We start from the raw sequence: 26,902 nt of genomic DNA, 5'->3' as shown, positions 1-26,902 counted from the left end.
GACCCTGCGTTCCTGGAGCCTGGCGACTGTGGCGGCCTGCCGGATCGCCTGCGGGCATCGACGGAGCCTCCCAGAGTCAGCTCACCGCCATCAGCACGTGCCGTCCGCTCGAAGGCGCTCAACGAGTTTGCACAAGACGAACAGATTCGGGACCTGGGACACCATTGGTCCCAGAATGCTCCAATTCCCGTCGATGTTGAGGCTGATGGCCCCGTCCTTCATCTCGATCTGCTGCACCTGCGGCCACCGCGCCGACACCTCTCCCGACCCGGCCTTCTCCTTGGTCAGCCAGATGTCGCCGAAGGTGAGTCGCTCGCCGTTGTCCAGCGCGGCCCATGCCCAGGGCAGTTGGGCATGGGTGACCGCCCGCTGGATCTCGGGCTCCCATTCCGCCGCCGCGCTGTCCGCCGGCCTGCCCTGCAACACGACCCGCTCCCCGTCGACATCGATGAGCGTGTAGATGCGCGTGGTACCGACGCGGGCCGAGTCGTGCCGGTTCCGGATGCTCTTCCGGAACACCGCGGTGGTGTCGTAGCGGACGACATGGATCCGCCCCTTGACGGCAATGGTCATCCCGCGCTCGTACAGGTCCAGTCGCGCCTCCGCACCCGCCTTCGTTCCGCAAGGCCGGCCGTACCGGGCGAAGGCCAGCAGGCCCCGGATCACCCGGACCGGGACGGCATGCGAGGGGGTGGTGTGCACGGCTGCCGCATAGGTGGCACGTCTCTTGCCGATGTGCTCGCGGCCGGCCGCTGCGGAGATCCTCGCCAGCAGCAGCTCGTCACCGCAGGTACGCGGCGTCCGTCGGCTCACGGCGCGGTTCGGGTGAGGCCGAGGCCGGCGTCGTGCCCGCGCAGGATCATCTGGTGCGTGCGCCGCAGCATCTGGCCCGGAGGCACGCCCAGGTCGTCCGCCAGCCGGCGGCGGGTACGGTCGAACACCGTCAACGCATCGACCTGCCGGCCACTGCGGTACAGGGCGCGCATCAGCATCGCGGCGACCGGTTCGTTCAGGGGCTGCGCCACCGCCAGGGCCCGCAGCTCGGCGATCGCCTCGGCGTGCTGACCCAGCCTCAGCTGCCAGTCCAGCTTCCGCTGCACAAGGGCGATCCGGCGCTCGGTGAGCCGCAGCCGCTCCAGTTCGGCGAACGGCCCGGGCAGACCGGCCAGCGGCTCCCCGCGGAACAGGTCCAGTGCCTGAGCGCAGATGCGGACCGCCTCCGGCAGTTCACCGGCTCGCTCGGCCCTCCCGGCGGCGCTGACCAGTTCCTCCATGCGTGCCACGTCCACCTCGACCGCGCCGGGGGTCAGCCGGTAGCCGCACCGATCGCGCCGGATCACCGGGGCCGGGCTGCCGTCCCCGATGTGCAGGATCTTGCGCAGCCGGTAGATGTACACCGGCACCACCTTCGTGATCGGCGGCTCCATTCCCCACACTCCGTCGAGCAGTTCCTGCTGGCTGACCGTCCGGTCCGGGCACAGCACCAGCGTTGCCAGCACGGCCTGCTGGCGCAGGTGGCCCAGATCCACGGGTTGTCCGTCGCGCCACGACTGCAACGGTCCGAGCACGGAGATCCGCAACTGCGGTTCGCGCGCGGGACGGACGGCGGTCCGCGGAGCGGGGCTCGCCGCTTGCTTACGGGGACCGCGGCCGGGCACGACCAGGCCGCAGTCGAAGGCGTGGACGATGGCGGCGGCTCGGTCGCGCAGTTCGAGCTTGGCGAGGATCCGCGCGAGGTGCTCGGCCACGGTGTCCTTCGGGATGGCGAGCACCGAGGCGATCTCGGCGTCTCCCAGGCCGCAACCGACCGCGTACAGCACCTCGCGCTCCTGCTGCGTGAGTGTGGTGACGGTCGATTGGCCGGTGGTTACGGTCGTCGGCATCGGGCTCCCCCGGGCTCCCTGCTGGTCGGTCTGGCGGATGCCGTCGATGCTGGTCTCGGCACCGGGCAGCGGACAGGCCAGCAGACCGGCCGTATCCGGCCGGTGGCCGCGATAGAGTCCCTCACCTGGGGAAATCGACATGCCGGGGGGAAGGCGTGACCTGTGACCAATGAGTTGAGCCCGCTGCTGCGGCAGCTGCGGCGCAAGGCGGGGATGACTCAGGAAACCCTGGCCGAGCGCGCCGGGGTGGGCGTGCGCACCGTCCGCGGACTGGAGACCGGAGAGCGGGCCGACCCCAGGGTGACCACCGTGCGGCTGCTCGCCGATGCCCTCGGGCTCACAGCCGAGGAACGCGAGGAGCTGCTGGCCGCCGCCATCCCCCGGAGCGGCGACGGAGACCAGCCCGAGGACCCGGCCGACCACACCGAACCGGTCACGGGGCAGCCGGTTTCGGCGTTGCACGAATCCCTGGCCGACGTCGCCGAGCAACTCGCGCAGGCGGTGGCTGCGCGCTGGCAGCGCGAGGAGGAACAACGGCAGGTCCATGACCCCTACCCACTGCCGGTGCGCTGGCAACCGGTTCCCGAGGAACTGACCGACCACTGGGCCAACATCCGCCGCCTGCCCGCCGGCGATACGCGCGGCCCGCTGGACCTGAGCGGGCGACTGGACGAGATCGTGGGCGTATACCGGCGGATCCCGTCCGGACGGCTGGTGGTGCTCGGCCGGTCCGGCTCCGGGAAGACGATCCTCGCCGTCCGGTTCGTCCTGGAGCATCTGAAGTCCAGGGCCCGCGCCGAACCCGTACCGGTGATCTTCAGCATCGGTTCGTGGGACCCCACCGCCGTCACGTTCCGGGACTGGCTGACCGCGCAGCTCACGCGCGATCACCCAGGCCTTGCCGCCCCGGGACCCGGTGGGTCGAGCCTGGCCGCCGCGCTGGTCGAGACCGGCGGCGTGCTCCCCGTACTGGACGGCTTCGACGAGATCGCCGGCGGCCTGCGCCGTCCCGCGCTCGAAGCGCTCAACGCCACCACGCTGCCCCTGCTGCTGACGAGCCGCCCGTCCGAGTACGCCGCCGCCGTGGCGGAGACCGATGTGCTCACCTCCGCCGCAGCGGTGGAGATGACCGACCTCACCCTGGACGACCTGGCCGCCTACCTTCCGCGCACCGCACGCAAGGCCCGCGGCGGAGACCCCGCAGCGACCGCCTGGGACCCCGTGCTGAGTGAGCTGCGTGAACGGCCGCACGGCCGGGCCGGTGCCAACCTCGCCACGGTGCTGACCACTCCGCTGATGGTCACGCTCGCCCGCGCCGTCTACAGCGACACCCCCGACACCGACCCGGCCACTCTCCTGGACACCCGGCGATTCGGCAGCCCCGAGGACCTGGAGGACCACCTCCTCGACAACTTCACCGCCACGGTCTACCGCCCTCGGCCCGAGCACCGCCCCGGCCACCACCGTGCCTTCGACCCGGAACGCGCCCAGTACTGGCTCGGCTACCTCGCCCACCACCTGACCCGACTCGACACCCCCAACCTGGAGTGGTGGCGGCTGGGTTGCGGACTTCGCCGCTCCACGCGCACGCTGACGACGGCGCTGGTGATCTGCCTGGCCATCGGGCTCGTCGACTGCGTCGTCGGTGCCCTCTTCGACCCCCTCGAATTCCAGCTCGCGGACGGGCTGGTGGCAGGGCTCATGTCGGGGCTCATGTTCGGGATCGCATACTGGTTCATGGTCGCGGCCAAGGACGCGGCGGTGGAGCCGTCCGGCGTGCGCATGAAGCTGTTCGGCAGGCAGGGGAAATCCATGCGGAGACCCCTCCCCCGGCTGGTGATCGGGGTGCTGTGCGGATTCGTCTTCGGCTGTGGCTACGGCTTCGTACGCGGAGTGATCAACGGCTTCTTCTTTCACATCAGCCTCCCGACCAGCCTTGCCGTCGGCCTCGGCGACGGCATCCTCTACGGACTGTTCTTCGCACTGGGAGCCGGCCCCACCTTCGGCCTCCTGACCCTTCTGGAGACCCCTCTCGACATCCGGTCCGCCGTCAATCCGGTCAGCCTCCTGCGCGCGAACTCCCGCACGGTCGCCGCACAGTTCCTTGTCTGGGGCCCCACCTTCGGCCTCCTGGTCGGCTTCGGATCCGAGATGGCGATCCGGCCCATGTCGGCGGTCCTGGGCCCGCTCGTCTGGAATGTCACGGCCGCGCTCAAGCTCGGCGTCATCGGCGGACTCGGCGGCGTCCTCGGCTACGTGCTCAGTCTTACCGCCTGGGGCCAGTGGGCAGTCCTCGCCCGGATATGGCTACCGCTGACCGGCCGGCTGCCCTGGTCCGTCGTCACCTTCCTAGAGGACGCCTATCAGCGGGGCGTCCTCCGACAGGCCGGCGCGGTCTACCAGTTCCGCCACGCCCGCCTCCAACACCACCTCGCCCGCGAATACCGGGCTACGCGTGGTCGCTCCGCGTCCCACGGAACCGGCGGCCCTTGACTACTGGCGAACCGATGACACCACGCATCAGCGTGAGGGACCACGCCTCCTCGGTCCTGCGCTCCGACGGGAAAGCCGAGTGCGCTCGGCGTATGTCACGGGCGATCCGACATCGGGCATCGGAACAACACGCTTGATCTGAGGCCTTCTTGAGCTTGGCAACGGCCGCCCGTCCTCGAATTCCTCGACGCCGTCACCGAGGCGTACAACACCGGGGGCGCCGGGCGTGCTGGAAAGCCGCCGGTCTCTGGGGGGACTGTAGCGAAGTTAATACATCTGACCAGGGTGCGCGCCACGTCGGGGCGGGAATGACCCGATGCGACAGACAACAGCGTGCTCAGGCACCTCAGTTGGAGGCGAAAAGATGGCTGACAAGGTCAGTGGTGTGGTCCGGTGGTACAACCAGGTCCGGGGCATCGGCTATATCGACGGGGACGACGACCGCGAGGTGAGGGTGGACAGCCGGGCCATAGAGGACGGAACCTTTGTCGTCGAAGGCTTGCGGGTGACCTACGTGCCGGTGGAAGACGAAAACGGCTGGCACGCGGAACACCTCAGCATCGTCAGGCACTCCCCGGGAGCCACCCACCACGAGTAACCGGCGCATCCGGCAACACCCCCGGGGGTGAGCCGACATGCCCCTTCACCCCGCCATGACGAAGCATCTATCGGCCGGGGTCCAAGAGCTGTACGCCGATGCCGAGCAGCGGCTGCTCGGCATCATCGCGCGCCGGCCCACCGCGATGATGGGGCACCCGGCCGGGCCGCCGCCGAACTCGGCAGGCAGCTGTAGCAGTACGCGAGGGTGCACGACGTTCGCGGGTACGCCCCCGCCCCGAGGAGGGGGACGCAAAGGCAATCGCACAGCTGATCGCCAAGCTTCCCCAAGTGCCTGAGAAGCCTTTGTCGTACCGATCGCGGGGCTTGTCGATCGAACGGGTATCTTGCTCGGGTGATCGCGGGCGGTGCCGGGCGTGCGAAAGCCCAGTCGGCCTGACGGGCGATCTTGCGCTTTGACCGGGAACCGCCGCGGCTGCTCATTGATCGCCAGCGGGAAGCTGACATTCCGGTACCTGGCTACTTGGGCCTCTCCGTTGCCGTGGCGCTGGCACAGACGGGGTGGGTGCGGGCGGCATAGGAGCGGGCGGCCACGATGAGGCCGATGCCCAGACCGGCGAATGCCAGGCCGCCGAACTCGACAAACCAGGTGATCCCCGAGCTGGTGGTGAACGGCGGGTCCGGCTTGATCTTGGGCAGCACACCGGCAGCCATGAGCGGGGCCATGCTGAGGAGGGCGGCCCCGTACATCGCCAGTGGGATACCGGTCAGCCAGGCTGGAATCAAGGGCAGCAGGCGCGGGACCCGTCGTCCGGACAAGAACAGCGTCCAGCGGGGGAACACCTGCCCCCACGCGTACAGCAGCCCCAGCAGCAGGAAGATCCCGACCATCGCGGCCAGCACGGTCACGTCGATCCCCGCCGACGCGGTTGCCTTCGACGGCCCCGACGCGCTGGCGATCGACGTCCTCTGCCAATCATCGCCCGCGACGCCGAGCGCGTTGCCGCCCAGCGTCCAGATGGTCTTGGTTCCCGCCCACGGCAGCAGTCCTCCCATGAGCAGGTACACCGCGATGCGGGTCCGCTTCGGGGCTCGGGAGGCGGCTGGGTGGGCAAGCGGGCCGTCGCTGGTGCCGGCGTGCGGCCGCCCGCATCGCGGGCAGTCTCCGCGCAGCCGTCGGCGGTACGACAGACCGACGAGGAGCAGGAGGGCGGCGCCGGCCGTGTTCAGCAGCACCTGGGCCAGCCCGGTGGCGCTCTCGACCCCCGAGAGCGTCGCAATCGTCACGAAATAGATCGGCAGCCCGTTCATTCCCACGACGAACACCGGGAGCGCCACGATCAGCGCCGTCGCCACCACAACCCGGCCGAGCTTGGCGAGCGTTCGGGTGCTGGCCAGGCAGGCGCCGCCGGCCAGGAGCGCGAGGGCCGCCAGGAAGAGCTGGACCCCTGGCGCGTACGCGGAGTGCTCCTTCCATTGCACGGTGGTGCCCGTTACCGCCCAGGTGACCTCGACAGCGGCGTACAACACGCCCCAGGATGCGGCTGCCGCGGGCGCCCACACGGGCCACCGCCGCCACCACAACATCCGCCCCGGGCTTGCGGTCGGCGGCTTAGGAACGCCACCTACCTCCGAGTTCGCAGGAACAACCACCGTGACCCCCGTATATCCGGATTGCCGACGCTCCAAGATTCCGCACCACCCGCGCTGATCACATCCATCCCACGGATCATCCGGCTTCCCCCGCGCGGGGGAAGCCGGATCGTGAGTGTCAGCCCGGCCGGAGGATTACGGTGCGGTGCGCCGACCGTTGTCGTAACGATCAGGGCGCTTGCCGATCGGAGGGGAATCTCGATCGGGTGATCGCGGGCCAGCGGAGGCATAGAGGCAGGGCCTCCTGCACAGTTCGGGGATTGTCGAAGTCCTACCGAGCGACAGAGAGGCCCTGTTGTCCCAGTCTGTCGCGCTCGCTCCTGCCGCGTCCAACTCCCTCGTGTCGTCGTGTGATTGCCTCGCTCACACATACGGGAATGCGGCCGACCATGGCGTGCGTGTGCGACGGTATCCGTCGGACATGAGTGATGCCGAGTGGGCCCAGGTCCTCGTCGCGCTGCCCACGCCGGGGTGGCTGGAGGGGCGGGGCGGGCAGCCGGAGGCGTACTGCCACCGGGCGATGCTGGACGCGATCCACTACCTGGTCGACAACGGAATCAAGTGGCGGGCGATGCCGGCGGACTTTCCGCCGTGAGACCCCTTATATGCATTCTTCCGCCGCTGGCGCGACCTGGGCCTGGTCAAGGAGTTCCACGACCGGCTGCGTTCGCGGGTGCGAGAGAGGGCGGGGCGGGACGCCGAGCCGAGCGCGGGCGTGATCGACTCGCAGTCGGTCAAGGCGGACGCCGTCGTCGGATCCGACAGCCGTGGCTTCGACGGCGGCAAGCTGATCAACGGCCGTAAGCGGCAAGTCGTGGTCGACGCGCTCGGCCTGCTGCTGGCGGTGACGGTCACCGCCACGGACATCGGCGACCGCACCGCCGCTCGGGGACTGCTCGCCCAGGTGGCCGACGCGCACCACCTTCTGGAGCTCGTCTGGGCCGACGGCGGCTACACCGGCGGCCTCATCGAGCACTGCCTCACCGCACTGACCCTGGTGCTTCTGATCGTCAAACGAAGCGACGACCGGAAGGGGTTCGTGGTGCTGCCCAAGCGGTGGATCGTCGAGCGGTTCTTCGCCCACCTGATGCGCACCCGCCGCCTGGTGCGCGACTTCGAGCGCCGCACCAGCAGCGCCGAGACGATGGTCTACTGGTCGATGCCCCTGCTCATGACCCGCCGCCTGGCCCGGTCACGCCCTTCGCGAGCGTGAACCGGCCCGGTGCGGGCTCGGCCAGCCACCCACGGGCCAGCAGGCGCTTGGCCTTCGACCGCAGTGCCTCCACCCGGGCCGGCACCATCTCCATACCGAAGCAGGCGGCCAACTCCTGGCAGCTCCCCGGACCTTGGCCGAGCCGGGCCCGGTCCGCGAGGGCCCGCAGGATGCGCTGGTAGTCCACCGACAGCACCGACCAGGCAAGCCCCACACGCCACACCGGCACCTGCGACGTCGGCCTCGCCGCCCCCGGCTCCGAAGACGTCTTCCCGGGCTGCCCCTCGGCGGCCGGCGCCGTCCGGGCGGCTTGGGCGTGACCTTGCCCGCTCTCGTCCACGGGCGTCAGCACCTCACAGACCCGCGAGCGGGCGATCACCCATTCCTGCCCGTCCTGTTCGGCGGCGGCCAGCTCGGCCTGAATGCGCTCGGCCTCCTCTCGCAGCTCTTCCACGCGACGGCGAGCAGCGAGCTCGCGCTGTTCCAGCAGCCCCACGACCGACGGCATCCACAACCCCCACCAGAGCGACGACACGACAGGTCACCACTCCCAAGAGGTCGCCGACCCTATGCCCGAACAGCCAAAACGCAGACCTCAAGATCGGAAAGACAACAGCTTCTTACAGTTCAGTCGTACGGCTCGACTGCGGACGTGGCCCGATGGCGGCGACTGCAAGAAGGGCTGAAGTAACCATAAGCACGGTTCGTGGATGACGATGATGCGCGGTTCGTAGCCGCGGGCCGGGGCCCTTGTGCGCCGGACAGGTTTCGCTCGAAGAACCTGAGGATGCAGCCGCGCACCCTCGGCACCGAGCACGTCGGGGCTATCGTGCCCACCATCTGACTTCGGCCCTCGACCGTCATCAACCCCGTCGCCTGCAATTGCGGAGCCAACGCGGCGAAGTCGCTGAACACCCAGTGCATGGAGTCGTCGATCTGCCGCCAGTGGCTGCGCCGGTTCGGGTGGGCGAGCATGGCCGACCAGGACCGGTTGATGTCCGCGTCACGGAAGCCGTCCGTACCGAGCAAGAGCATCGGCCGGTCCAGTCCGTACCGGGCAACAGGGAACAGCGGCCCCGGCTTGCCCGGATGGTCGGGCGGGTAGTCCAGATACCCCTCCATGTTGACGACTGCACGGATCCGACGGTCGTCGTACGCTGCCTCGGCCGCCGCCGTGCCGCCCACCGAGTGCCCGTACATGCCGACCCGTGCCAGATCAAGGGCCCGGGGAAGGTGCTGGGGTATCGGGCGGCCGGCCGCGTCGGGGTTGTGTCCGTCCGTCAGGAGCGCGAGCTGGTCCAGGACGAACCGGGTGTCGGCGAGGCGGGCAGCGATCACGGTGCGGTACACGTCCGGCTGCGTCCGGGGATCGCCTCGAAGCTCCGTCGTGCGGACGGGCTCGGGCCGGTAGTTCGTCGTGACGGGGAACTCGACTGCGCAAGCGTCCCCGGGGTGGTCGATCGTCACCACCACATGGCCCCGGCTCGCCAGTTCCTCAGCGGTACAGGTTCCGAGTGTGCGCAGGTCGCCGCCACCGGGGCTGTAGAGCACGACGGGCCGCCGCACCGCCTGGGCGGGCGCGCCCGCGCGGGCGTGGGTCGAGGTGGCCGCCCAGTCCACGCCGACGGTCGGCAACTGCGGGTGTTCCAGGGGAGCGAGCTGAGCAAACACCGCCGCCGTGCGCGCGGTCATCTGCGGTTCGACCGGGTAGCGGCTGATACGCGGGCGGTCGGCCGGATAGAGCACGGTGACCATCACCTCCCGGACAGGGATGGCCGGGTCCCACGGGTCACGTCTGCTGGGATCGACGAGATAGAGCGTCGTCGACCCGACCGGATGCGGCCCGGTCGGCCTCGGCAGCCGCAGGGTCACCCCGCCCGCCGCCTGCTGCTGCGCCTGCGTTCGTACCGCAGCCCGTGCGATGCCGCCGCCCGTGAGCAGCAGCGCGCCCCCCCAGCACCGCCGCCCTGGCAACTGTCCGGCGGGTTACCGCCATTGACGAAAATGAAGACCTCATGTCCCGGATACTGGCGCCCGGCGGCGCGCTCGGGCGATCGTTTAGGCTCTTCCCGAAACCATGGCGGCGCCTCGGCAGGGGGGTGTAGTGATCCGGATCCACCTCACCGTCGCCGACATCGCCCGCATCCGTTTCGCGGCCCGGCCCGCACCGTTGCAGGAGCTGAACACCGCCTTGTCCATGGCGTGCAGTCACGACGGGGATCTGCTCTTCGGCCACTGGAGACGGCAGCTGCTGCGAGCCTTGCCCGCCGCCGTGCGTCCGCTGAGGGACCTTGTCCCGGCCGGGCAGGCCCCCGGTTTCCTCGACGTATTCGACGACACGCTGGACGACGGGCTCGACGCCACCCGGTCCTGGCGCCCGGAGCTGGTCCGCGCCGAGCTCGAGCGCATCTATGCCAACGCCCCGAGTTCGTCTGCGGCCCCGCCGTGGGTCCGCGACCTGCACCGGGGCGACACCGACGCCTGGCAGATCCTCAGCCGCGCCCAGCGGGCCGCCTTCGACACCGTGCTGCGGCCGGTCTGGTCGGCAGTACAGGACCTGCACCACGCGGAGTTCACCCGCTACGCCGTGGCCGTCGCCGAGCACGGCATCGTCTCCGCACTCACCGACCTCGTCCCCGGCTCCCGGCTGCGCGACGACTTCTGGGAGCTGGACGCGCCGTTCAGGCGCGACATCCGGCCCGACGGCCGCGGCCTGCTGCTCCTGCCCTCCTTCCACTGGACCGGCCACCCCCTCATCTGCGACCTGCCCGACCGTCCCGTGGCTCTGACCTATCCGGCCGGCCCTGGCCTGCCGCTCCCGCTCGCAAGCGAGAACTCACTGCCCGAGGTTCTCGGCCGGACCCGCCTCGCGCTGCTGCTGCTCCTCGACCACGAGCACACCACCAGCGACCTGGCCCGGCGGCTCGGCGTCAGCAACGCCACCGCCTCGACCCACACCGCCACCCTGCGCAGCGCCGGCCTGATCACCACATCCCGCGCCGGCCGCGCCGTCATCCACCGCCGCACCGCCCTCGGCGCCCTTCTTGTCCGCCGCGCCGCGAGCCGGTCGTGACCAGCGGCGGCGCGCTCGGCCGATCCTGCGGCGCCAGGTGTGCTGTTCGCAGATGCGGTCTGAGCGACGCGGCTGCCGTATCCGCGTGAGCGGGAGCGCTCTCAGGACATCGGCAGTGGGTCCTGGCCCAGCGTGCGCTGCCCGTTTTCCGTAGACGAGCACACCGCGTCGAAGCCGTATCCGGTCATCACGGATTCGTACGCGGCAACGGTCTCGACATTCGGGCGGCCGTCGGCTGCCTGCTCCAACGCGGCGGCGAGAAGGCTCGCGTCGCGTAGGGCGGTGTTGGCACCGATACCACCCGCTGGGTGTCCGCCGCATTCCTGTCTGGCGTGATCCGGGCTGTCATCGAAAGCCCCGCCCGTGCGCTCCCGGGCCGTCGCCCGGGCCGTCACAGGCGCTGTGCCTTCCGGTCCCGGAGACGCGCTGTCCGGTCCCCTGCTGGACCGTGCGCGGGTCAGACCTCCGGTGTCGCTGCCCAACTGGCCAGGAGCTTCAGGCGTTCCTCCGACTGTGAACCCGGCTCCGGGGTGTAGACCACCAGCATCTGATCGGGCTCCCCCGACACCGTCAACGTCTCGTAGGGCATGGTGAGTTCGCCGACCACCGGGTGCATCATGCGCTTGGCCCCGTAGGTTTTCTCCTTGACCTGGTGGTCCGCCCACAGTCGGCGGAAATCCTCGCTCCCCAGCGACAACTCACCTACCAGCGTGGCCAGCTGTCCGTCCTGCGGATGGCTGCCCGCGTCCAGGCGCAGATGGGCAACCGTCTCCGCGGCCACCGCCGGCCAGTCCGGGTACAGCTCACGCGCCCGGGGGTTGAGGAACACCTGGCGCGGCATGTTGCGGTCCTTCGGCGCCATCTGCGAGAAGCCGACGACGGCATCGCCCAGGTCGTTCCAGGCGAGCACGTCCATACGGCGGCCGAGTACGAACGCCGGGACCTTGTCGATGGCGTCCAGGAGCAGACGCAGGCCAGGGCGGACCTGCTGCGGCACGGGGCCGGCGGCGGACCTACAGCGCGTGGTGGACGTACCGCGTGAGGCGGGCCGGGCCACCGTTCGCAGGTATTCCTGCTCGGTGTCGTCGAGGCGCAGGACGCGCCCGATGGCGTCGAGTACGGCGTCCGAGACGGAGGGGCCGCGGCCCTGTTCGAGGCGGATGTAGTAGTCGACGCTGACGCCCGCGAGCTGGGCGACCTCCTCGCGACGCAGGCCCGGCACCCGCCGCCTGCCATGTCCTGGCAGCCCGACCTCTTCGGGCTGGATGCGGGCGCGCCGCGAGCGCAGGAAGTCGCCGAGTTCCCGGCCGATGGGTATGTCCATGCCGGCGAGTCTAGGCCCCGGGTCCGAGCCGTTCCTGGTACTGCCGGACCCAGGAAAACGGCAGCCCTGGGTAAGCGTGCCGGCCGGGCCCAGAGTGGTTGTCGTCACCGGGAGACGCCCGGCGACGACACCACCGAACCAGGAGTTCCCATGTCGTACGACACCCTCGCCGGCCGCACCGCCGTCGTCACCGGAGCCGCCAGCGGCATGGGCGAGGCCACCGCCCGGTTGCTCGCCTCGCACGGCGTGCGGGTGGCGCTGCTCGCCCGCCGCGCCGAGCGGCTGACGGAGCTGGCTGCCAAGATCGAGGCGGACGGCGGTCAGGCCCTCGTGGTGGCCACCGATGTCACCGACGCGGCCTCCGTGGATGCGGCGGTGGAGCGGGTGCACGCCGCGTACGGCGATGTCGACCTGGTGGTCAATGCGGCAGGCGTGATGCTGCCGAACCCCGTCACCGACGGCCGCGCCGACGAGTGGCAGCGCATGCTGGACACGAATGTGGCCGGCGCGCTGCGCGTCATCCGCGCGTTCACGCCGGACCTGATCGCGGTGGCGGCGGCGGGCCGGACGGCGGACCTGGTGAACATCTCGTCGATCGGCGCCCACATCGCGTTCCCCAACTACGCGGTGTACGGCGCGACGAAGGCGGCCCTGACGTACCTCTCGCAGTCCCTGCGCACGGAGCTGGGCCCGCGCGATGTCCGTGTCACCAACATCGAACCGGGCCTCACGGACACGGAGTTGGGCGGCCACATCGACAACGCGGAGCTGTCCGGCCAGTTGGACGGCATGTTCGACGCGCTGATCGGCCTGTCGGCGGACGACATCGCGGACCTGATCGCCTACACGACCAGCCGCGCCCGCCATGTGAACCTGCGCCAGGCGATCGTGCTGCCGACTCGGCAGGCATGACATCTCCTCCGGAGAAGGTGGCGGTCAGCGAGCGGGATCGGCACGGGTCGCCGCCCGCAGGCCGCCGTCGATGCAGCGCATCCGCCGATCGGATTCGGTGGCGGGGCGCCGGGAACAGCGGTGTCCGTGGCGCCGTTCGCCGAGGCATGCAGCGAAGCGTGACGGCGGCTGAGCGCCCGGCTATGTGGCGGAGGCGAAGAAGCGGCGGCCGGCTACCGTCCCGAGTGCTGATCGGTTGGCCGGCTCGATCCCGGCATGCGACAGAGCGAGCAGGTGCGAGAGCCGCTCTCACCAGGAAGTTGCCCTGTGCCGTATACCCGTCGGCGAACTCGGCCGTGACCGCGGAGCCTTCCACCCCGACGCGTCGCAGGGCACTGTCCAGGCGGTAGCAGACGCCGCCGAGGGGTTCGCGCAGCGTCCGGTAGAGGGTGTCCCAGGCGGTCATCAGCTGGGGGCCTCATACCGGGTGGCGCCGCCATGGACGTGGAGTTGCTGGCGCTCGCTCAGCTCGACGCCCACCGATCGGGCGGACATGCCCAGCCGGACGAGGAGTGACTCCACTTCGGGCTGCATGACGATCCCGGCTCCACGGGCCTCCATCCCGCCCGCGGAGCGTTCGTACACGGCGGCGACGGCACCGACGGCTCGCATGTCGTGGGCTGCTGCGAGACCTCCGACGGATCCGCCGATGATCAGGGCCTTGAACACGTTCCTGGGTTGCATCCGATGCCCTCCTGTCGTCGGCCCGGCCGCGCGGTCCCTCTCGTCATGCTCACCTGGCGAGGCGCGAGCCGCACCCGCGTTGGCCTACGGGACCGGTACTCCATGCCGCTCGGACTTCGGCGGCACGAACTCGCCGGTCATCAGCCTTCCGTGACAGACGACGATCACGTCTCGGTCCATGGCGGTGGACCGGTCGGAGCCGACTGGGGTTTTGGTCAGGGGTGGGTGGTGAGTTGGCGTTCGAGAGGGGTGCGGTAGCAGGGGGTGATGCGGGTGCCGTCGAGGAAGGCGGTCAGGCGGCTGATCTGGGTCTCCACGGCTGCGCGGGCCTCGGCGCCGGGGTCGGTGAGGAGGTGGTGGTTGATGTGTCCGTCAGGGTGTTGGGCCCAGGCGCCGATGATGCGGCCGTTCCACCAGATGGTGGGGCCGATGTTGCCGTTGCGGTCGAAGAGGGCGTTGGTGTGACCGGGGTCGAGGTACCAGTCACGGTGGCGCCAGCCCATGGGTGTGGGGTCGAGGCTGGGCAGCAGGGCTGCGGCGGGCTCGGGGTCGGCAGGGGTGGTGTCGAGGTCTTCGGGCAGGAGGTAGCCGGTGCCTTCGTCGAGTTCGACGGCCCGGGCGCCGGTGCCGGCGAGGGCCTTGCGGGTGTCGGTGAGGTTCCAGCCGGTCCACCACTTCAGATCGTCCACGGTGACGGGGCCGAACGCCGACAGGTAGTGGCGGGCGAGCGTGGCCTTCGCCTGGGGGCCGGGGATCTCCGGCAGAGGGCGGGCCGGTGCCCAGTGGAACTGGGCGGAGGTCCACGAGCCGGCCGGGCGGTCCCGGCGGATGCGGCCCTCGGCGGCCAGCACGCCCAGGACCGGTGTGCCGGCGCGCTGGCGGGACTCGTAGGACTTGCCGGGGAAGGTGACGATCTGCTCGCGCAAGTCCGGTACGTCGACGGCGAGTTGAGCGGCGGTGGCTCGCCCGCGGGCCTCGATCGCCGCCACGGCGGCCTGCTCCACGGCCTGGTAGCGGTGTGCGTCCCAACCGAGGGTCTGGTGCAGGTGGATGAGGGTCTCGGCACGGTGGCGGTGGGGGTCGCGTACGGTCGCCGAGCGTACGGCCGGGGCCAGGCCGGCCGGGACGACGAACATGGTGCGGCGCATGCACCGTATGCGCTCCAGAGCCGGGGCTCCGGCGGGGGCGTGGTAGAGGGAGTGGTCGATACCGGCGGCGGTCGGGGCGTGCATGCGGGCCGCGGCGGCGAGGAAGACGGTGGCGGGGTCGGTGGCGTGCAGGCCGATCAGTGCCTGCGCCACTGCCTCCGCCGTCTTCTCGCGCACGGAGGGCGCGAGAAGATGACGGCGTACCAGGTGGGCGCGGCGCTGGTCGCCGGTGACGCGGGGCAGGACAGTGAGGACAGTCATGGTGTGATGCGGTGTCAGTAGGTGCCGTGGATGCAGAAGGGCTGGCCGGACGGGTCGAGCAGGACGGTCCAGTGCTGACCGCCTGGCTGGTGGTCGGGCTTGGTGGCGCCCATCTCCAGCAGCCGCTTCTCCGCCGCCGCGACGTCGGGGAAGGAGAAGTCCATGTGGAAGGGGAGTTCTTCCTCGGGCCAGGCGGGCGTGGTGAAGGACTCGGACGTATGAAAGAGGTACATCGCGCCGTTCACGTACCAGGCGCAGGCGGCTTCGTTGCCCTGCCCGTCGGGGTAGGTCCGGGACACCGTGGTGCCCAGGGCGGTGGCGTAGAAGTCGGCCAGCGCGCGGCCGTCGCGGGCCCCTATCGCGTGGCAGATGATCTTGCCGTTGAGGGGGGCGTCGGTCTCGGTGGTCATGGTCAGCGCACGACCTTGATGCCGAAGTGGGTGCCGAAGCCGAGAGCGATGCCGATGGCGCCGTGCATGTGGGCGTACATCTCCATGGCGCGGGCGGCGATAAGGGAACCGAGGTCGAGGACGTCGGTCCAGCCGTATTCCTTGAGCAGGTCGGTGACCTGCTGCTTGGTGTCGTCGTCCTCGCCCGCGACGAACATCGTGTGGTCGCCGCCGCCGATGGCCTGCGGGTCGACGACGGTGGCCTGTTCCTGGGTGACGAACGCCTTGACGACCTTCGTGCGCGGCAGGGCGCGCTGGATCTGCTCGCCCAGGCTGTCACTGTCGCAGGGGTCGAGGATGGGGTTGACGCCCCAGGGAGTGGGCCACGGCCGCTCGATGTCCGGGTTGTAGATGTACGGCACGGCATAGTCGATCAGCGTCTTACCGGCGAGCCGGTCGGCGATGGCGGACAGGGCTGCCACGGCGTTGTGGCCGTCGATGCCGTTGATCACCAGGCCGTCGGAGGCGGCTGCGGCGTCACCGAAGGTGTGCAGTTCGATACCGGGATGGTCGGCGAGGAACTGCTTGAAGGGCGGGGTGCCCATCATGTCGGGTTCCGTGCGGGCCAGCGTGGCCTGCGGGTCGCGGGTGCCGACGTGGACCTCGTGACCGAGTTCGACGAGCTTGGCGATGTGGGCGCGGGCACCGCCACCGGTACCGAGAACAGCGACTTTCATGGAAAACCTCCTGATTTGCTCCGTGCGGACAGGTCCACCATAGGGTCCTTTAAGGACAGGCCCTGTCCTTTGACCGCGGCATCATGGAATTCATGACCAGCGACATGACCGCCCGCATGCTCCGGCTGCTCTCCCTGCTCCAGACCAGGCGGGAATGGTCCGGCGACGACCTCGCCGAACGCCTGGAGGTCACCGTCCGCACGGTCCGTCGCGACATCGAGCGGCTGCGCGAGCTCGGCTACCCCGTCGACAGCACCCGCGGGCACTCCGGCGGCTACCGCCTCGCCCCCGGCACCGACCTCCCACCCCTCCTCCTCGACGACGACGAAGCCATCGCCATCGCCGTCGCCCTGCGCACCGCCGCCGGCGGCCTCACCCGCATCGAGGAGACCGCCCTGCGCGCCCTGGCCAAGCTCGAACAGGTCCTCCCCCGCCGCCTGCGCGGGCAGGTCACCGCACTACAGACGTCCCTGGACGGCATCACCTGGGAGGACCGGGGGCCGCGCGCCGACCCGGCCCTCCTGGCCACCCTCGCCGTCGCCTGCCGCGACCACGAGATCGTCACCTTCGACTACGCCCCCCGCCGCGGCACCACCGCCCCCCGCCGCGCAGAACCCTGCCACCTCGTCGACTCCGGCGGCCTGTGGTACCTCCTCGCCCACGACACCGCCAAAGACGACTGGCGCCTCTTCCGCCTCGACCGCATCACCAGCGCCACACCCACCGGCCGCCGCGTCCCGCCCCGCCCGGTCCCCGGCGACGACCCCGCCGCCTTCGTCGCCGGCCGGCTGTCCGCCGCCCCCACCCGCTACCGCGCCGTCGCCACCGTCCACGCCTCAGCCGACCACGTCCGCGCCCGCACCCGGGGCCTGGCCACCCGCATCCAGCCCCTCGACGAGGCCACCTGCCTCGTCGACGCCTCCGGCGACCACCTGCCCCGCATCGCCCAGACCCTGGCCGGCCTCGACACCGACTACGCCCTCGACGCCGACCCGGACGTCCTCACCCACCTGCGCACCGCCGCCCACCGCACCCTGCACGCCACCGCCTGCCCCTCTCCCGGCGACGAGGCAAGCACCCACGCCGAGGCCGGCGAACGCTCCGGGCCGGCAACCGGCGCGGCCTCCCCCAGCCCCAACAGGTAAAAGCCACACCTGAGTTGATCCGTCGGCCGACCGTACCCGGACTCCCCCCTCCGAGCCGTCGCCCTCCCGCGCCGGGCACCAAGCACGGCCCGTAGGCGTTCCCGGGGTTGACCACACCTGTCGGTAGACGGCTACCGTGCCACTGTGTCAGCCGACCATGCCTTCATCGTCCGCCCCGGAACCGCGACTGATATCGAGGAGGCGCTGACGATCCTGAACACTGCCGACGCCCGGCGGAGCGGGCGTTCGCCCTGCGCGGGGGAGAGCCGTGATCGGATGCGCCCGAGACTCGCCGGTCCCGACGCGTTCTTCTTCGTCGCACAGCGCACGGACGGCAATCCCATCGGCGTTGCAGCCGGTTTGAGTGGCCGCCAGGACGGCGGTGTCGGCCCGACCATCCCCGGGCTGTGCCACATCAGCATGGTCGCCGTCCGCCCCGAGCACTGGGGCGAAGGGGTGGGCAAGCACCTCGTCCAGGCACTGCTCTCCCACGGTCGCGCCCTCGGCTACACCCGGTTCCAGCTGTTCACACACGTCGACAACACCCGCGCCCAACGCCTCTACGAAGGTGTGGGCTTTGCACGCACCGGCCGGACTGCCGTGTCCGACGGAGGCGAGGGCATCGTCCACTACCTATGGGTCCCTCACCAACTCCCCTGAGATCCCAGGGTGTTCGAACCAAAGCACTGAGCGGCCAAGCCCTCACCATTGCCGGGGACACCCGGAGGTCGATGAAGCGTGCCGCTCCCCGCATGTCGCCGGCGAGCAGGCATGTGTTCCACGATCGGCAGATTCGGTAGATTCTGTAGATTCGGTAGATGTCGAGGAGCCGGGAATTTCCGGTCGAGGCACACGCCCGACTCACTCCCGCCAGCCACTCCAAGGGCCGTACGGCCCGCGCGAACCGCGCCGCCGCTCGCCGTGCCCGTGCCCGTGCCTCGGCAAGCCGCCGCACATCTACCGCCGGCCCGCCGGGCGTCAAGGAACCGTCAGGGCCGCCCCTCCCCACGCAAAGGAAACGCCAACACCTCGCGATGGCATCGTCTGGTTCGTTTCGATGGGCGATGTGAACGTAGAACTGGGCGAGGGGCTGACCCCCATGAACAGACCGGGCGACCGCGTTGTGGCCGGGGTGAGCGGTTCGCTGGGAAGTCTGACCGCTCTGCACCGGGCAGCCTCCGAGGCACGCGCCACCGGCGCCACCCTGTGGGCCGTGCTGGCCTGGGAACCACCGGGCGGCGACATCGTCCATCGCGGCGGGCCGTGCCCGGCACCGATGGCCGCCTGGCGCCGCATGGCGGTCGAGCGTCTCACCGAAGCTCTCGACACTGCTTTCGGCAGCGCCGGACCCGGGGTACCGCTGGAGCGGCTCGTCGTACTCGGCAAACCCGGCACAGTCCTGCTGGCCGTCGCCGACCAGCCCGAAGACCTGCTGGTGGTCGGGGCCGGAACCCGCAGTCGGCTGCGTCGGGCACTGTCGCCCTCCGTGGCCCGGTACTGCCTGGCACGCGCCTGCTGCCCCGTCCTGGCCGTGCCGCCCTCCCCCCTCCACCGCACGTTCCATGCCGTTCATCGCCGCAACACGTGGAAACTCCCGCTCAAAACCCAGGGGTTGGCCGAGCGGCGCTGACGCCACGTTCGGACACGCCCGACGGCGGTGCCCGCGGCAGTGGGCGGGAAGCGTCGTGGACGTCGCGGCGGAGGCACGGGGCAGGACGTACCCCTGCCCGCCGCGTCGTTGCGGCTCCATGACGACGGTGGAGTGGCCGGACGGCGAAGAACGGCGACTCGCTCCGGCCTACCGCAGTGACGCAAGCCGAGCGTGCCGATGTCAGAGCCGACGGCGCGCCGGTCCTGCCCCGTCCGGCCAAGGCGTCGCGGGCGTCCCGTTCGGAGTCTGACCGGCAACACGAGTCACGCGGTTCGGCGTTGATCCCACGGCACATCCCGGCCGACCGGCCCTGCCGCCACACCGGACGGCACATACCGCGCCACCCTGCCGGGAGCACACCCACAACCACCTCGACGGCAAGGTCATCGTCATCGGCCGCAACAGCAGATCTCGGGGCGACTGCGACGACGGTACGTCGCGTCAATCGCCGGTGCTTCCGGCGGACTTGCGACTGGACTGCTGGGCTTCTTCGCTGCTTCCTCGCTACGGCGGAAGCCTGCCATGGTTGTCCACGGCGCGGGAAAGGGGGCACCCCCCTCCTTGCCCTTCTCAACGTATAGCGCATGGGGGGCCTTGCGGCAAGGCCCGGGTCGTACCGCAGAATTGCCGACCGAGGCCAGGACCTGCGGAAATCAGAGATCCATGAAGGACATGTGTTGTTGTCGACGTATGGATCGCGGGGACGTCGAAGCGACGGTGGGACTCGCAGTCCGGTTGCGGGCACTCGGCGCGAAGGTGCGGGTGGGCGCGCCGCCTGACTGCGCGGAGCTGCTGGCCGAATCCAATCTCGTTGAATGGGCGTGGTGATGATTGGCGTGATCGTGGTCGGCGGCGGACCGACCGGTTTGATGCTGGCCTGCGAGTTGCGGCTGCACGGCGTGCACGTGGTCGTGCTGGAGAAGTTGACCGAGCCGGTCGAGGAGTCCCGCGGACGGGGCTTGCACGCGCGCAGCGTCGAGCTGATGGACCAGCGCGGCCTGCTGGACCGGTTCCGCGCGGTCAGTGAGAAGTTCCAGGTCGGCGGTTTCTTCGGCGGCATCCACAAGGCGTGGCCGGACCGGTTGGATACGGCTCACCCCTACGGCCTCGCCACCCCGCAGCCTGTCACCGAGCGGCTGCTGGACGAGCGTGCCCTCGAACTCGGCGCCGAGATCCGGCGCGGCTGCGACGTCATAGGGCTGAGCCAGGACGAGGACGGGGTGACCGTCGAGCTGGCGGACCGCACGCACCTGCGCTCGCGCTACCTCGTCGGGTGCGACGGTGGCCGTAGCGCGGTGCGCAAGCAGCTCGGTGTCGGCTTCCCCGGTGAGCCCGCCACAGTCGAGACACTGCTGGGACATATGGAGGTGACCGAGGACCCGGCGACGATTACCGCCGTCGTCGAGGAAGTCCGGAAGACCCAACTGCGGTTCGGTGCGATCCCCAACATGGACGGGAACGAGGGGGTGTACCGCATCGTCGTGCCCGCCGACGGCGTGGCCGAGGACCGCACGGCCCCGCCGACCCTGGAGGAGTTCAGGCAGCAGCTGCGGGCCGTCGCGGGTACCGACTTCGGCGTGCACTCGCCGCGCTGGCTCTCCCGGTTCGGCAACGCCACCCGGCAGGCCGAGCGCTACCGGGTCGGCCGGGTGCTGCTGGCCGGCGACGCGGCACACATCCACCCACCAACCGGCGGACAGGGCCTCAACCTCGGCGTGCAGGACGCCTTCAACCTCGGCTGGAAACTCGCCGCCGACGTCAACGGCTGGGCACCGGAGGGACTACTGGACACCTACCACACCGAACGGCACCCGGTAGGCGCCCACGTACTGGACAACACCCGCGCGCAGATCACGCTGCTGGGAACCGATCCGGGCGCCACCGCACTACGGGAACTGTTCTCGAAGCTCATGGACTTCGAGGAGGTAAACCGGTACGTGACCGGGATGATCACCGCCGTCGATGTCCGCTACGACCTCGGCGAAGGCCACGAACTGCTCGGCCGGCGACTGCGGGACGTGACACTGAAGCAGGGCCGCCTCTACGAGCTGATGCACCACGGCCGTGGACTCCTGCTCGACCAGACCGGCCGACTCACGGTGGCAGGCTGGGAAGACCGAATCGACCACGTCGTCGACGTCAGCGAGGAACTGGACGCGCCCGCGGTGCTGCTGCGCCCGGACGGCCACGTGGCGTGGGTCGGGGACGATCAACAGGACCTTCTCAGCCAGCTGCCCAAGTGGTTCGGCGCCGCCGTCAGCTGAGCGCGCGCAGTCGCCGCCCGAAGATGTCGGCCGTTGTGGCGGAGTGCGCCACGTCGTGGCAACGCCCCAGGCCGAGCTGGACGAGGTCCTCCGGCTCGGCCACCCGGAGGTGCCGCCGATCGAGGGCGGCCGGAGACCGGACAGACCGTGTGACGCCGCACCGCGTCGCGTACCTATGGCGCGAACGGCCTGCTCTGCCTGCTCGGCGGATTCGGTTCACCTCCGCCTGGCGGAGGTGAACCGGAGAACTGGTGCTGTCTGCGGGAGGGGCCGGGCCGGGGCAGTGCGGCTGATGCATCGTGGGCGTCACAGGTCCGCTGGTGGACACCTCGATGGGTCGGCGGATTCTGCCCCACCTCGGCACCGAGAGCCAGGCCCTGGCAGACCGGCCCAGGCGATGCGACATCGGCGGTAGCCCCAAGACGCGCCGGGTCGGCACCTGCGTCATCCTGGGACCATGAAGATCGAGGTTCTGGTCGTGCCGGACTGTCCGCACGAGAAGGCGGCAGTCGAGCTGCTGCGCCGGGCGCTGGACGATGTCGGTCTGACGGACGTCACGTGGGATACGCAGGTGGTGGCCGATCAGGACGAGGCCGAGCGGATCGGCTTCACCGGATCGCCCACCTTTCTGATCGACGGACGCGACCTGTTCGCCGAGCCCGGTCGCGCAGCTGGGCTGACGTGCCGGATGTACGCGACGCCGCAGGGGCCTGCCGGCCTGCCCACTCTCGACCAGTTGCGCCAGGCTCTGGCCGCCGTCTGCCAGACAGGGAATGCTCCAGCGGGACCGGGCAGCGGCCGGGAACCGACCAACGAGCAGCGGCGGCACTGGCAGGACACCCACGCAGCGCACCCCGGCATGTACGGTGCCGAGCCCTCCACCCCGGCCGTGCACGCGGCCGGCGTCTTCCGGGCTGCGGGGGCCGATCGGGTGCTGGAACTCGGTGCCGGGCACGGCCGCGACGCCCTGTACTTCGCCCGCAAGGGCTTCACTGTTCGCGCAACCGACTTCAGTTCCACCGGACTTGGGCAGCTGCGCGAGGCCGCCCGCGCCCAGGGGCTGGCCGACCGGATCACCACCGCCGTCCACGATGTCCGTACGCCTCTGCCGCTGCCCGACGACTCGGTGGACGCCGTCTTCGCGCACATGCTGCTGTGCATGGCGCTGTCCACCCGCGAGATCCGCACCCTGGTCGCCGAAGTCCGTCGCGTGCTCCGCCCGGGCGGGGTCTTCGTCTACACCGTGCGGCACACCGGCGACGCCCACTACGGCACCGGCACTGCTCACGGCGACGACATCTACGAGCACGGCGGCTTCGCCGTCCACTTCTTCCCCCGGCAGCTGGTCGACAGCCTCGCCGACGGCTGGCGCCTGGACGAGGTCCACGGCTTCGAAGAAGGCGAACTGCCCCGCCGCCTGTGGCGCATCACCCAGTCCCTGTCCTGACGACGCCGTAGCCCACCGGCCCAGTCAATCCAGTCGAGAACGATCCGATGGGAGCCGGTCTGCCGCCGCGCGTGGACGGCGCGACAACCACCGCAGCGCGGGCGGCCCGGAGCCGGGCAACCCGGGCAACTGCAAGTCGCCCAGCCCCACTCCGCGGCTACGGGCAGCACCGCGGCTCCCCTGGATCACCTCGCCCCGTGCCCGCCACCCCGCCCTTGGCCACACCCTTGCCACGCCCCGGATGCCACAGGACCCGCCCGCTCATTTCGGAACATCGTGCGAACCAGCCGCAGATGAGTGATGGCGCTCCCGGTTCCGGCGACGTGTATTCCCGGGAAACGCCGCCGACCGAGGGCGCGCGGAAGCACGATCGGGGTCCGTTTACCTCGTTCCGGGGTTTTTGACTCCTGAATACGAGTCCGCCCCCTTTCACGCCGTATCGAGATGATCTCCCGCCTGTTTCGCTTGATCCTGCGCACGGCCGCCCTGCGCACCACCGGCCGTCCTGCTCACGTCTGTTCACGTCCCGGGAGGGAAAGTGTCCGCACCGGACAGCGTCACCGGTTCCGCCACCGAAGAGCCCGTACTCGAACCACCCGCAGACACCGCGCTCACCAGTCTCAGCACTCAGGCCGCGCGACAACTGGCCACCACCACCAAGTCCGAGCCCCAGATGCAGGCCATCACCTCGCGGTGGCTGCTGAAGGCGCTGCCGTGGGTGGACGTCAAGGGTGGCACCTACCGGGTCAACCGGCGTCTGCAACTCCGTGTCGGCCGGGGTCGTGTCCAGTTCGAGCACAACGGCGCGGACGACATCAAGGTGATCCCCCAGACCCTCACCGAGCTGCCCGTCCTGCGCGGTTACGACGACATCGACGTCCTCAAGGAGGTCGCCGGCCGGTTCCGCGTCCGGGAGGTCCGGGCCGGCCAGGTCCTCTTCGAGGCAGGACAGCTCGCCACCGAGGCGTACCTCGTCGTCCACGGCCGGTTCGCGCGCTATGCGGCCGGCAAGTACGGCGAGGAGGAGGTCATCGGCGTCGTCACGGACGGCGACCAGATCGGGGACGAGGCGATCGGCCGGCCCGAACCGCGCTGGCAGAGCTCGGTACGGGCCGAGACGGCGGGCGTACTGCTGGTGCTGCCCTGGGACGTGGTCCAGGAGTTCACCGATCGCGTGCCGTCCCTGGCCGCACACCTGACGGCGTACGCGGAGCAGCAGCAGCGCCCGGTGAACCGCAAGGGAGAGGCGGATGTGCCGGTACAGGCGGGACACGTCGGCGAGCCGACGCTGTCCAGCGGCTTCGTCGACTACGACCTCACCCCGCGCGAGTACGAGCTCTCCCTGACCCAGACCGTGCTCCGGGTGCACAGCCGGGTCGCCGATCTCTACAACGAACCCATGGACCAGACGCAGCAGCAGCTTCGGCTGACCGTCGAGGAGATCCGCGAGCGCCAGGAGTGGGAGCTGGTCAACAACCGGGAGTTCGGGCTGCTGCACAACACCGACTACGGCCAGCGCATCAGTACCTACACCGGCCCGCCCACCCCCGACGACATGGACGAGCTGTTGTCCATGCGCCGCAAGACACGGCTGTTCCTGGCCCATCCCAAGGCGATCGCCGCGTTCTTCCGGCAGTGCAACAAACGCGGTCTGGTGCCGGGCTCGGCGAACGTCGACGGGCACGAGGTTCCCGCCTGGCGCGGCGTCCCGATTTTCCCGTGCGGCAAGATTCCGATCACCGGCGAGCACACCAGCAGCATCATCGCGCTGCGTACCGGGGAGGCGGACCAGGGAGTCGTCGGCCTGCACCAGACCGGCCTGCCCGAGGAGTTCCAACCGGGCCTCAACGTCCGCTTCATGGGCATCGACACCGCCGCCGTCATCAACTACCTGGTCACCGCCTACTACTCGATGGCCGTCCTTGTGCCCGACGCCGCCGGAATCCTGGAGAACGTCCAGATCGGCCGGAGCGCCGACTGACCGGGTGGAGTACCCAACCATGAGCACGCCCCCCGACACCGCGGCCGGGTACTCGTTGCCCGGCCCGCCGAACCTCGCCCGCAGCCTGCGGGCCCGACGCGGCGGAGCAGTCCCCGGGCTGACGTACCGGCCCGCCACCCCCGCCGACCCGGAAAAGGCCAGGGAGATCGACCGCAGGCTGGAGTCCTGGGCCCGTCGGCTGGATCTCTTCCCCGCGCAGTGGACCGGGGACTTCGCGCAGTTCCAGGTCGGCAGGGCCGTCGTCCTCCAGCATCCCGGTGCGGCCGATCTCGAACGCCTCACCGTCGCGGGCGAGTTCCTCCTGGCCGAGAACATCGTCGACAGCTGCTACTGCGAGGAGGACGAAGGCCGCGGCGCCTCGCGCCGCAGCCTGGGCGGTCGTCTGGTCCTTGCCCAGTCGGCCCTCGACCCGTTCCACGGCACCCCCGCAGTGGAGGAGGAGTGGCGCCGCGGCATACAGGCCGACGGCCCCCTGCGCTCCTACCACTGGGCGATGCAGGACTACGCGGCCTTCGCGACTCCCAGTCAGACGGGCCGGTTCGTCCATGACATGGCCCGGCTGCACCTCGGCTATCTCGCCGAGGCATCCTGGGCGGCGACGCGCCATGTACCGCATGTCTGGGAGTACCTGGTGATGCGGCAGTTCAACAACTTCCGCCCTTGTCTGTCGCTCGTCGACGCCGTGGACGGCTACGAACTGCCCGAAGCGCTCTACGCCCGCCCCGAGGTCCAGCGGGTCACCGCCCTGGCCTGCAACGCCACGACCATCGTCAACGACCTCTACTCCTTCACCAAGGAGTTGGAGAGCGACCCGAACCATCTGAACCTGCCGCAGGTGGTTGCCGCCAACGACAAGCGCGGTCTGAAGGCCGCCTACCTCAAGAGCGTCGAGATCCACAACCAGGTCTTCGAGGCGTTCGAGACGGAGTCAGCCCCGCTGGCTGCCGCCTCGCCCCTTCTCGAAAGGTACGTCCGGGGCCTGTCCGACTGGGTCGCCGGCAACCACGAATGGCACGCCACCAACACCGACCGCTACCACCTGCCCAACTACTGGTAGATCCCGCGCCCCATCGCAAGGAGCCACCGTTGACCATCGCACACGCCGACACCGTCCGCACACCGGTGCCGACCCAGTCCACGTACCAGTCACGCGTCGCGGACTACTGGAACGCCGAGGAAAACCCGGTCAACCTCGAACTCGGAAAGATCGACGACCTGTACCACCACCACTACGGCATCGGGGACGCCGACTGGTCGGTACTGGACGAGCCGGACCCCGACCGCCGCCGCGAGCGGGTCACCGGCGAACTGCACCGCCTGGAGCACGCCCAGGCCGAACTCCTCGCCTCGCACCTCGGCGACCTCTCCCCCACCGACCGCGTCTTCGACGCCGGGTGCGGACGCGGCGGCGGCAGCGTGGTCGCCCATCTGCGCCACGGCTGCCACGCCGACGGGGCCACGATCTCCGCCAAGCAGGCCGATTTCGCCAACGAACAGGCCCGCAAGCGCGGCATCGACGACAAGGTGCGCTACCACCACCGCAACATGCTCGACACCGGCTTCACCTCCGGCGCGTACGCGGCGTCCTGGAACAACGAGTCGACCATGTACGTCGAGCTGGAGCTGCTGTTCGCGGAGCACGCGCGCCTGCTACGGCGCGGAGGACGCTACGTCACCATCACCGGCTGCTACAACGACGCCTACGGCCGTGCCTCCCGCGAGGTCTCCCTCATCAACGCCCACTACATCTGCGACATCCATCCCCGCTCGGCGTACTTCAGCGCCATGGCCCACAACAGGCTCGTCCCCGTACACGTCCAGGACCTGACGGAGGCCGCCCTGCCGTACTGGGAACTGCGCAGGCAGGCCGACCACTTGGTCACCGGCATCGAGGAGACCTTCCTCAACGCATACCGCAACGGCAGCTTCCAGTACCTGCTGATCGCCGCCGAACGCGTATGAGTCCCCGGGGCCGCGCCGCTCGCGACGCGGCCCCATGGGGTAGCACCGGCGAGCCGGCAGGAAG

The 26,902-nt window shown here is 70.2% G+C and carries 25 protein-coding genes; 14 read left to right on the top strand and 11 right to left on the bottom strand.

Annotation, left to right across the window (positions count from 1 at the left end):
• Positions 1-90: 90 nt before the first annotated feature.
• Complete coding sequence (locus IEZ17_RS31905; protein WP_229852848.1) at positions 91-813, bottom strand: DUF6585 family protein; 723 nt, start codon at positions 811-813, stop codon at positions 91-93.
• The gene (locus IEZ17_RS31900) at positions 810-1,883 is read right to left on the bottom strand and encodes an AfsR/SARP family transcriptional regulator (protein WP_189306273.1); all 1,074 of its coding nucleotides are present in this window, start codon (positions 1,881-1,883) and stop codon (positions 810-812) included. Before IEZ17_RS31900 ends, IEZ17_RS31905 begins: the two co-directional genes overlap by 4 nt.
• A gap of 162 nt (positions 1,884-2,045) precedes the next feature.
• Between IEZ17_RS31900 and IEZ17_RS31895 the strand changes: the two genes are divergently transcribed.
• On the top strand, positions 2,046-4,376 hold the full coding sequence (locus tag IEZ17_RS31895) for an NACHT domain-containing protein (protein WP_189306236.1): 2,331 nt from the start codon (positions 2,046-2,048) through the stop codon (positions 4,374-4,376).
• 364 nt (positions 4,377-4,740) lie between these two features.
• Positions 4,741-4,974, top strand: coding sequence for a cold-shock protein (locus tag IEZ17_RS31890; RefSeq protein ID WP_189306234.1), 234 nt, complete (start codon positions 4,741-4,743; stop codon positions 4,972-4,974).
• A 479-nt stretch (positions 4,975-5,453) separates the two neighbouring features.
• On the opposite strand, the gene IEZ17_RS31885 is transcribed toward IEZ17_RS31890, so the two are convergent.
• Positions 5,454-6,464, bottom strand: a complete 1,011-nt coding sequence (locus tag IEZ17_RS31885; RefSeq protein ID WP_189306232.1) for a hypothetical protein — start codon at positions 6,462-6,464, stop codon at positions 5,454-5,456.
• 544 nt (positions 6,465-7,008) lie between these two features.
• Here IEZ17_RS31885 and IEZ17_RS43190 point away from each other — a divergent pair.
• Entirely contained in the window at positions 7,009-7,182 is a 174-nt protein-coding gene (locus tag IEZ17_RS43190; protein ID WP_229852847.1) for a transposase, read from the top strand.
• Between the two features lie 36 nt (positions 7,183-7,218).
• Entirely contained in the window at positions 7,219-7,800 is a 582-nt protein-coding gene (locus IEZ17_RS43185; protein ID WP_308427730.1) for a transposase, read from the top strand.
• Here the strand turns inward: IEZ17_RS43185 and IEZ17_RS31875 are convergent.
• Both IEZ17_RS31875 and IEZ17_RS31870 read right to left on the bottom strand, forming a co-directional pair.
• Entirely contained in the window at positions 7,757-8,308 is a 552-nt protein-coding gene (locus IEZ17_RS31875) for a hypothetical protein (protein ID WP_189306271.1), read from the bottom strand. The genes IEZ17_RS43185 and IEZ17_RS31875 overlap by 44 nt on opposite strands.
• 119 nt (positions 8,309-8,427) lie before the next feature.
• Positions 8,428-9,774: an alpha/beta hydrolase family protein gene (locus IEZ17_RS31870; RefSeq protein WP_229852846.1), complete on the bottom strand. Its 1,347-nt coding sequence runs from the start codon at positions 9,772-9,774 to the stop codon at positions 8,428-8,430.
• A gap of 130 nt (positions 9,775-9,904) precedes the next feature.
• On the opposite strand from IEZ17_RS31870, the gene IEZ17_RS31865 reads away from it, so the two are divergent.
• Positions 9,905-10,873 (top strand): ArsR/SmtB family transcription factor, encoded by a 969-nt coding sequence (locus IEZ17_RS31865; protein WP_189306230.1) that lies wholly within the window; start codon positions 9,905-9,907, stop codon positions 10,871-10,873.
• Positions 10,874-10,974: 101 nt separating this feature from the next.
• On the opposite strand, the gene IEZ17_RS31860 is transcribed toward IEZ17_RS31865, so the two are convergent.
• Together IEZ17_RS31860 and IEZ17_RS31855 are read right to left on the bottom strand one after the other, a co-directional pair.
• Positions 10,975-11,268 carry a hypothetical protein gene (locus IEZ17_RS31860; RefSeq protein WP_189306228.1) on the bottom strand — a complete coding sequence of 98 codons (294 nt, stop codon included), beginning with the start codon at positions 11,266-11,268 and terminating at the stop codon, positions 10,975-10,977.
• A gap of 62 nt (positions 11,269-11,330) precedes the next feature.
• On the bottom strand, positions 11,331-12,197 hold the full coding sequence (locus IEZ17_RS31855) for a helix-turn-helix transcriptional regulator (protein ID WP_229852845.1): 867 nt from the start codon (positions 12,195-12,197) through the stop codon (positions 11,331-11,333).
• 150 nt (positions 12,198-12,347) lie between these two features.
• Between IEZ17_RS31855 and IEZ17_RS31850 the strand changes: the two genes are divergently transcribed.
• Complete coding sequence (locus IEZ17_RS31850) at positions 12,348-13,109, top strand: SDR family oxidoreductase (protein WP_189306226.1); 762 nt, start codon at positions 12,348-12,350, stop codon at positions 13,107-13,109.
• Between the two features lie 444 nt (positions 13,110-13,553).
• Here the strand turns inward: IEZ17_RS31850 and IEZ17_RS43180 are convergent, their stop codons facing one another.
• From IEZ17_RS43180 to IEZ17_RS31830, 4 genes are all read right to left on the bottom strand, one after another.
• On the bottom strand, positions 13,554-13,832 hold the full coding sequence (locus IEZ17_RS43180) for a Rossmann-fold NAD(P)-binding domain-containing protein (protein ID WP_229852844.1): 279 nt from the start codon (positions 13,830-13,832) through the stop codon (positions 13,554-13,556).
• A 215-nt stretch (positions 13,833-14,047) separates the two neighbouring features.
• Positions 14,048-15,241, bottom strand: a complete 1,194-nt coding sequence (locus IEZ17_RS31840) for a winged helix DNA-binding domain-containing protein (RefSeq protein WP_189306224.1) — start codon at positions 15,239-15,241, stop codon at positions 14,048-14,050.
• 14 nt (positions 15,242-15,255) lie between these two features.
• Positions 15,256-15,651: a VOC family protein gene (locus IEZ17_RS31835; RefSeq protein ID WP_189306222.1), complete on the bottom strand. Its 396-nt coding sequence runs from the start codon at positions 15,649-15,651 to the stop codon at positions 15,256-15,258.
• Positions 15,652-15,653: 2 nt separating this feature from the next.
• Positions 15,654-16,367 carry an NADPH-dependent F420 reductase gene (locus tag IEZ17_RS31830; protein WP_189306220.1) on the bottom strand — a complete coding sequence of 238 codons (714 nt, stop codon included), beginning with the start codon at positions 16,365-16,367 and terminating at the stop codon, positions 15,654-15,656.
• Between the two features lie 92 nt (positions 16,368-16,459).
• Between IEZ17_RS31830 and IEZ17_RS31825 the strand changes: the two genes are divergently transcribed.
• The 8 genes from IEZ17_RS31825 (at position 16,460) to IEZ17_RS31790 (ending at position 26,838) form a co-directional block, all read left to right on the top strand.
• Entirely contained in the window at positions 16,460-17,512 is a 1,053-nt protein-coding gene (locus IEZ17_RS31825) for a helix-turn-helix transcriptional regulator (RefSeq protein WP_189306217.1), read from the top strand.
• Between the two features lie 144 nt (positions 17,513-17,656).
• Positions 17,657-18,172: a GNAT family N-acetyltransferase gene (locus IEZ17_RS31820; RefSeq protein WP_189306216.1), complete on the top strand. Its 516-nt coding sequence runs from the start codon at positions 17,657-17,659 to the stop codon at positions 18,170-18,172.
• Between the two features lie 439 nt (positions 18,173-18,611).
• Positions 18,612-19,142 (top strand): universal stress protein, encoded by a 531-nt coding sequence (locus tag IEZ17_RS31815; protein ID WP_189306265.1) that lies wholly within the window; start codon positions 18,612-18,614, stop codon positions 19,140-19,142.
• Between the two features lie 848 nt (positions 19,143-19,990).
• On the top strand, positions 19,991-21,427 hold the full coding sequence (gene rox / locus IEZ17_RS31810) for a rifampin monooxygenase (RefSeq protein ID WP_189306264.1): 1,437 nt from the start codon (positions 19,991-19,993) through the stop codon (positions 21,425-21,427).
• A gap of 457 nt (positions 21,428-21,884) precedes the next feature.
• Positions 21,885-22,874, top strand: a complete 990-nt coding sequence (locus IEZ17_RS31805) for a methyltransferase domain-containing protein (protein WP_229852843.1) — start codon at positions 21,885-21,887, stop codon at positions 22,872-22,874.
• 538 nt (positions 22,875-23,412) lie between these two features.
• Positions 23,413-24,855: a family 2B encapsulin nanocompartment shell protein gene (locus IEZ17_RS31800; protein ID WP_189306214.1), complete on the top strand. Its 1,443-nt coding sequence runs from the start codon at positions 23,413-23,415 to the stop codon at positions 24,853-24,855.
• A 19-nt stretch (positions 24,856-24,874) separates the two neighbouring features.
• Complete coding sequence (locus tag IEZ17_RS31795; RefSeq protein ID WP_189306212.1) at positions 24,875-25,933, top strand: family 2 encapsulin nanocompartment cargo protein terpene cyclase; 1,059 nt, start codon at positions 24,875-24,877, stop codon at positions 25,931-25,933.
• A 29-nt stretch (positions 25,934-25,962) separates the two neighbouring features.
• Positions 25,963-26,838, top strand: a complete 876-nt coding sequence (locus IEZ17_RS31790) for a geranyl diphosphate 2-C-methyltransferase (protein WP_189306210.1) — start codon at positions 25,963-25,965, stop codon at positions 26,836-26,838.
• Positions 26,839-26,902 lie beyond the last annotated feature (64 nt).

Origin of the sequence: Streptomyces albospinus (assembly GCF_014648695.1) — a bacterium.
Lineage (GTDB): Bacteria > Actinomycetota > Actinomycetes > Streptomycetales > Streptomycetaceae > Streptomyces > Streptomyces albospinus.
The sequence above is the reverse complement of the archived record's forward strand: the minus strand, read 5'-3'. Positions and strand labels throughout refer to the sequence as shown.

Bases quoted from the DNA above. Each gene is read 5' to 3' on its own strand.
- IEZ17_RS31835 (WP_189306222.1), bottom strand. From the start codon at position 15,651: ATGACCACCGAGACCGACGCCCCCCTCAACGGCAAGATCATCTGCCAC.
- IEZ17_RS43190 (WP_229852847.1), top strand. From the start codon at position 7,009: ATGAGTGATGCCGAGTGGGCCCAGGTCCTCGTCGCGCTGCCCACGCCG.
- IEZ17_RS31825 (WP_189306217.1), top strand. From the start codon at position 16,460: ATGACCAGCGACATGACCGCCCGCATGCTCCGGCTGCTCTCCCTGCTC.
- IEZ17_RS31830 (WP_189306220.1), bottom strand. From the start codon at position 16,367: ATGAAAGTCGCTGTTCTCGGTACCGGTGGCGGTGCCCGCGCCCACATC.
- IEZ17_RS43180 (WP_229852844.1), bottom strand. From the start codon at position 13,832: ATGCAACCCAGGAACGTGTTCAAGGCCCTGATCATCGGCGGATCCGTC.
- IEZ17_RS31840 (WP_189306224.1), bottom strand. From the start codon at position 15,241: ATGACTGTCCTCACTGTCCTGCCCCGCGTCACCGGCGACCAGCGCCGC.
- IEZ17_RS31890 (WP_189306234.1), top strand. From the start codon at position 4,741: ATGGCTGACAAGGTCAGTGGTGTGGTCCGGTGGTACAACCAGGTCCGG.
- IEZ17_RS31805 (WP_229852843.1), top strand. From the start codon at position 21,885: ATGAAGATCGAGGTTCTGGTCGTGCCGGACTGTCCGCACGAGAAGGCG.
- IEZ17_RS31815 (WP_189306265.1), top strand. From the start codon at position 18,612: ATGAACAGACCGGGCGACCGCGTTGTGGCCGGGGTGAGCGGTTCGCTG.
- IEZ17_RS31875 (WP_189306271.1), bottom strand. From the start codon at position 8,308: ATGCCGTCGGTCGTGGGGCTGCTGGAACAGCGCGAGCTCGCTGCTCGC.
- IEZ17_RS31855 (WP_229852845.1), bottom strand. From the start codon at position 12,197: ATGGACATACCCATCGGCCGGGAACTCGGCGACTTCCTGCGCTCGCGG.
- IEZ17_RS31795 (WP_189306212.1), top strand. From the start codon at position 24,875: ATGAGCACGCCCCCCGACACCGCGGCCGGGTACTCGTTGCCCGGCCCG.
- rox (WP_189306264.1), top strand. From the start codon at position 19,991: ATGATTGGCGTGATCGTGGTCGGCGGCGGACCGACCGGTTTGATGCTG.
- IEZ17_RS31850 (WP_189306226.1), top strand. From the start codon at position 12,348: ATGTCGTACGACACCCTCGCCGGCCGCACCGCCGTCGTCACCGGAGCC.
- IEZ17_RS31900 (WP_189306273.1), bottom strand. From the start codon at position 1,883: ATGCCGACGACCGTAACCACCGGCCAATCGACCGTCACCACACTCACG.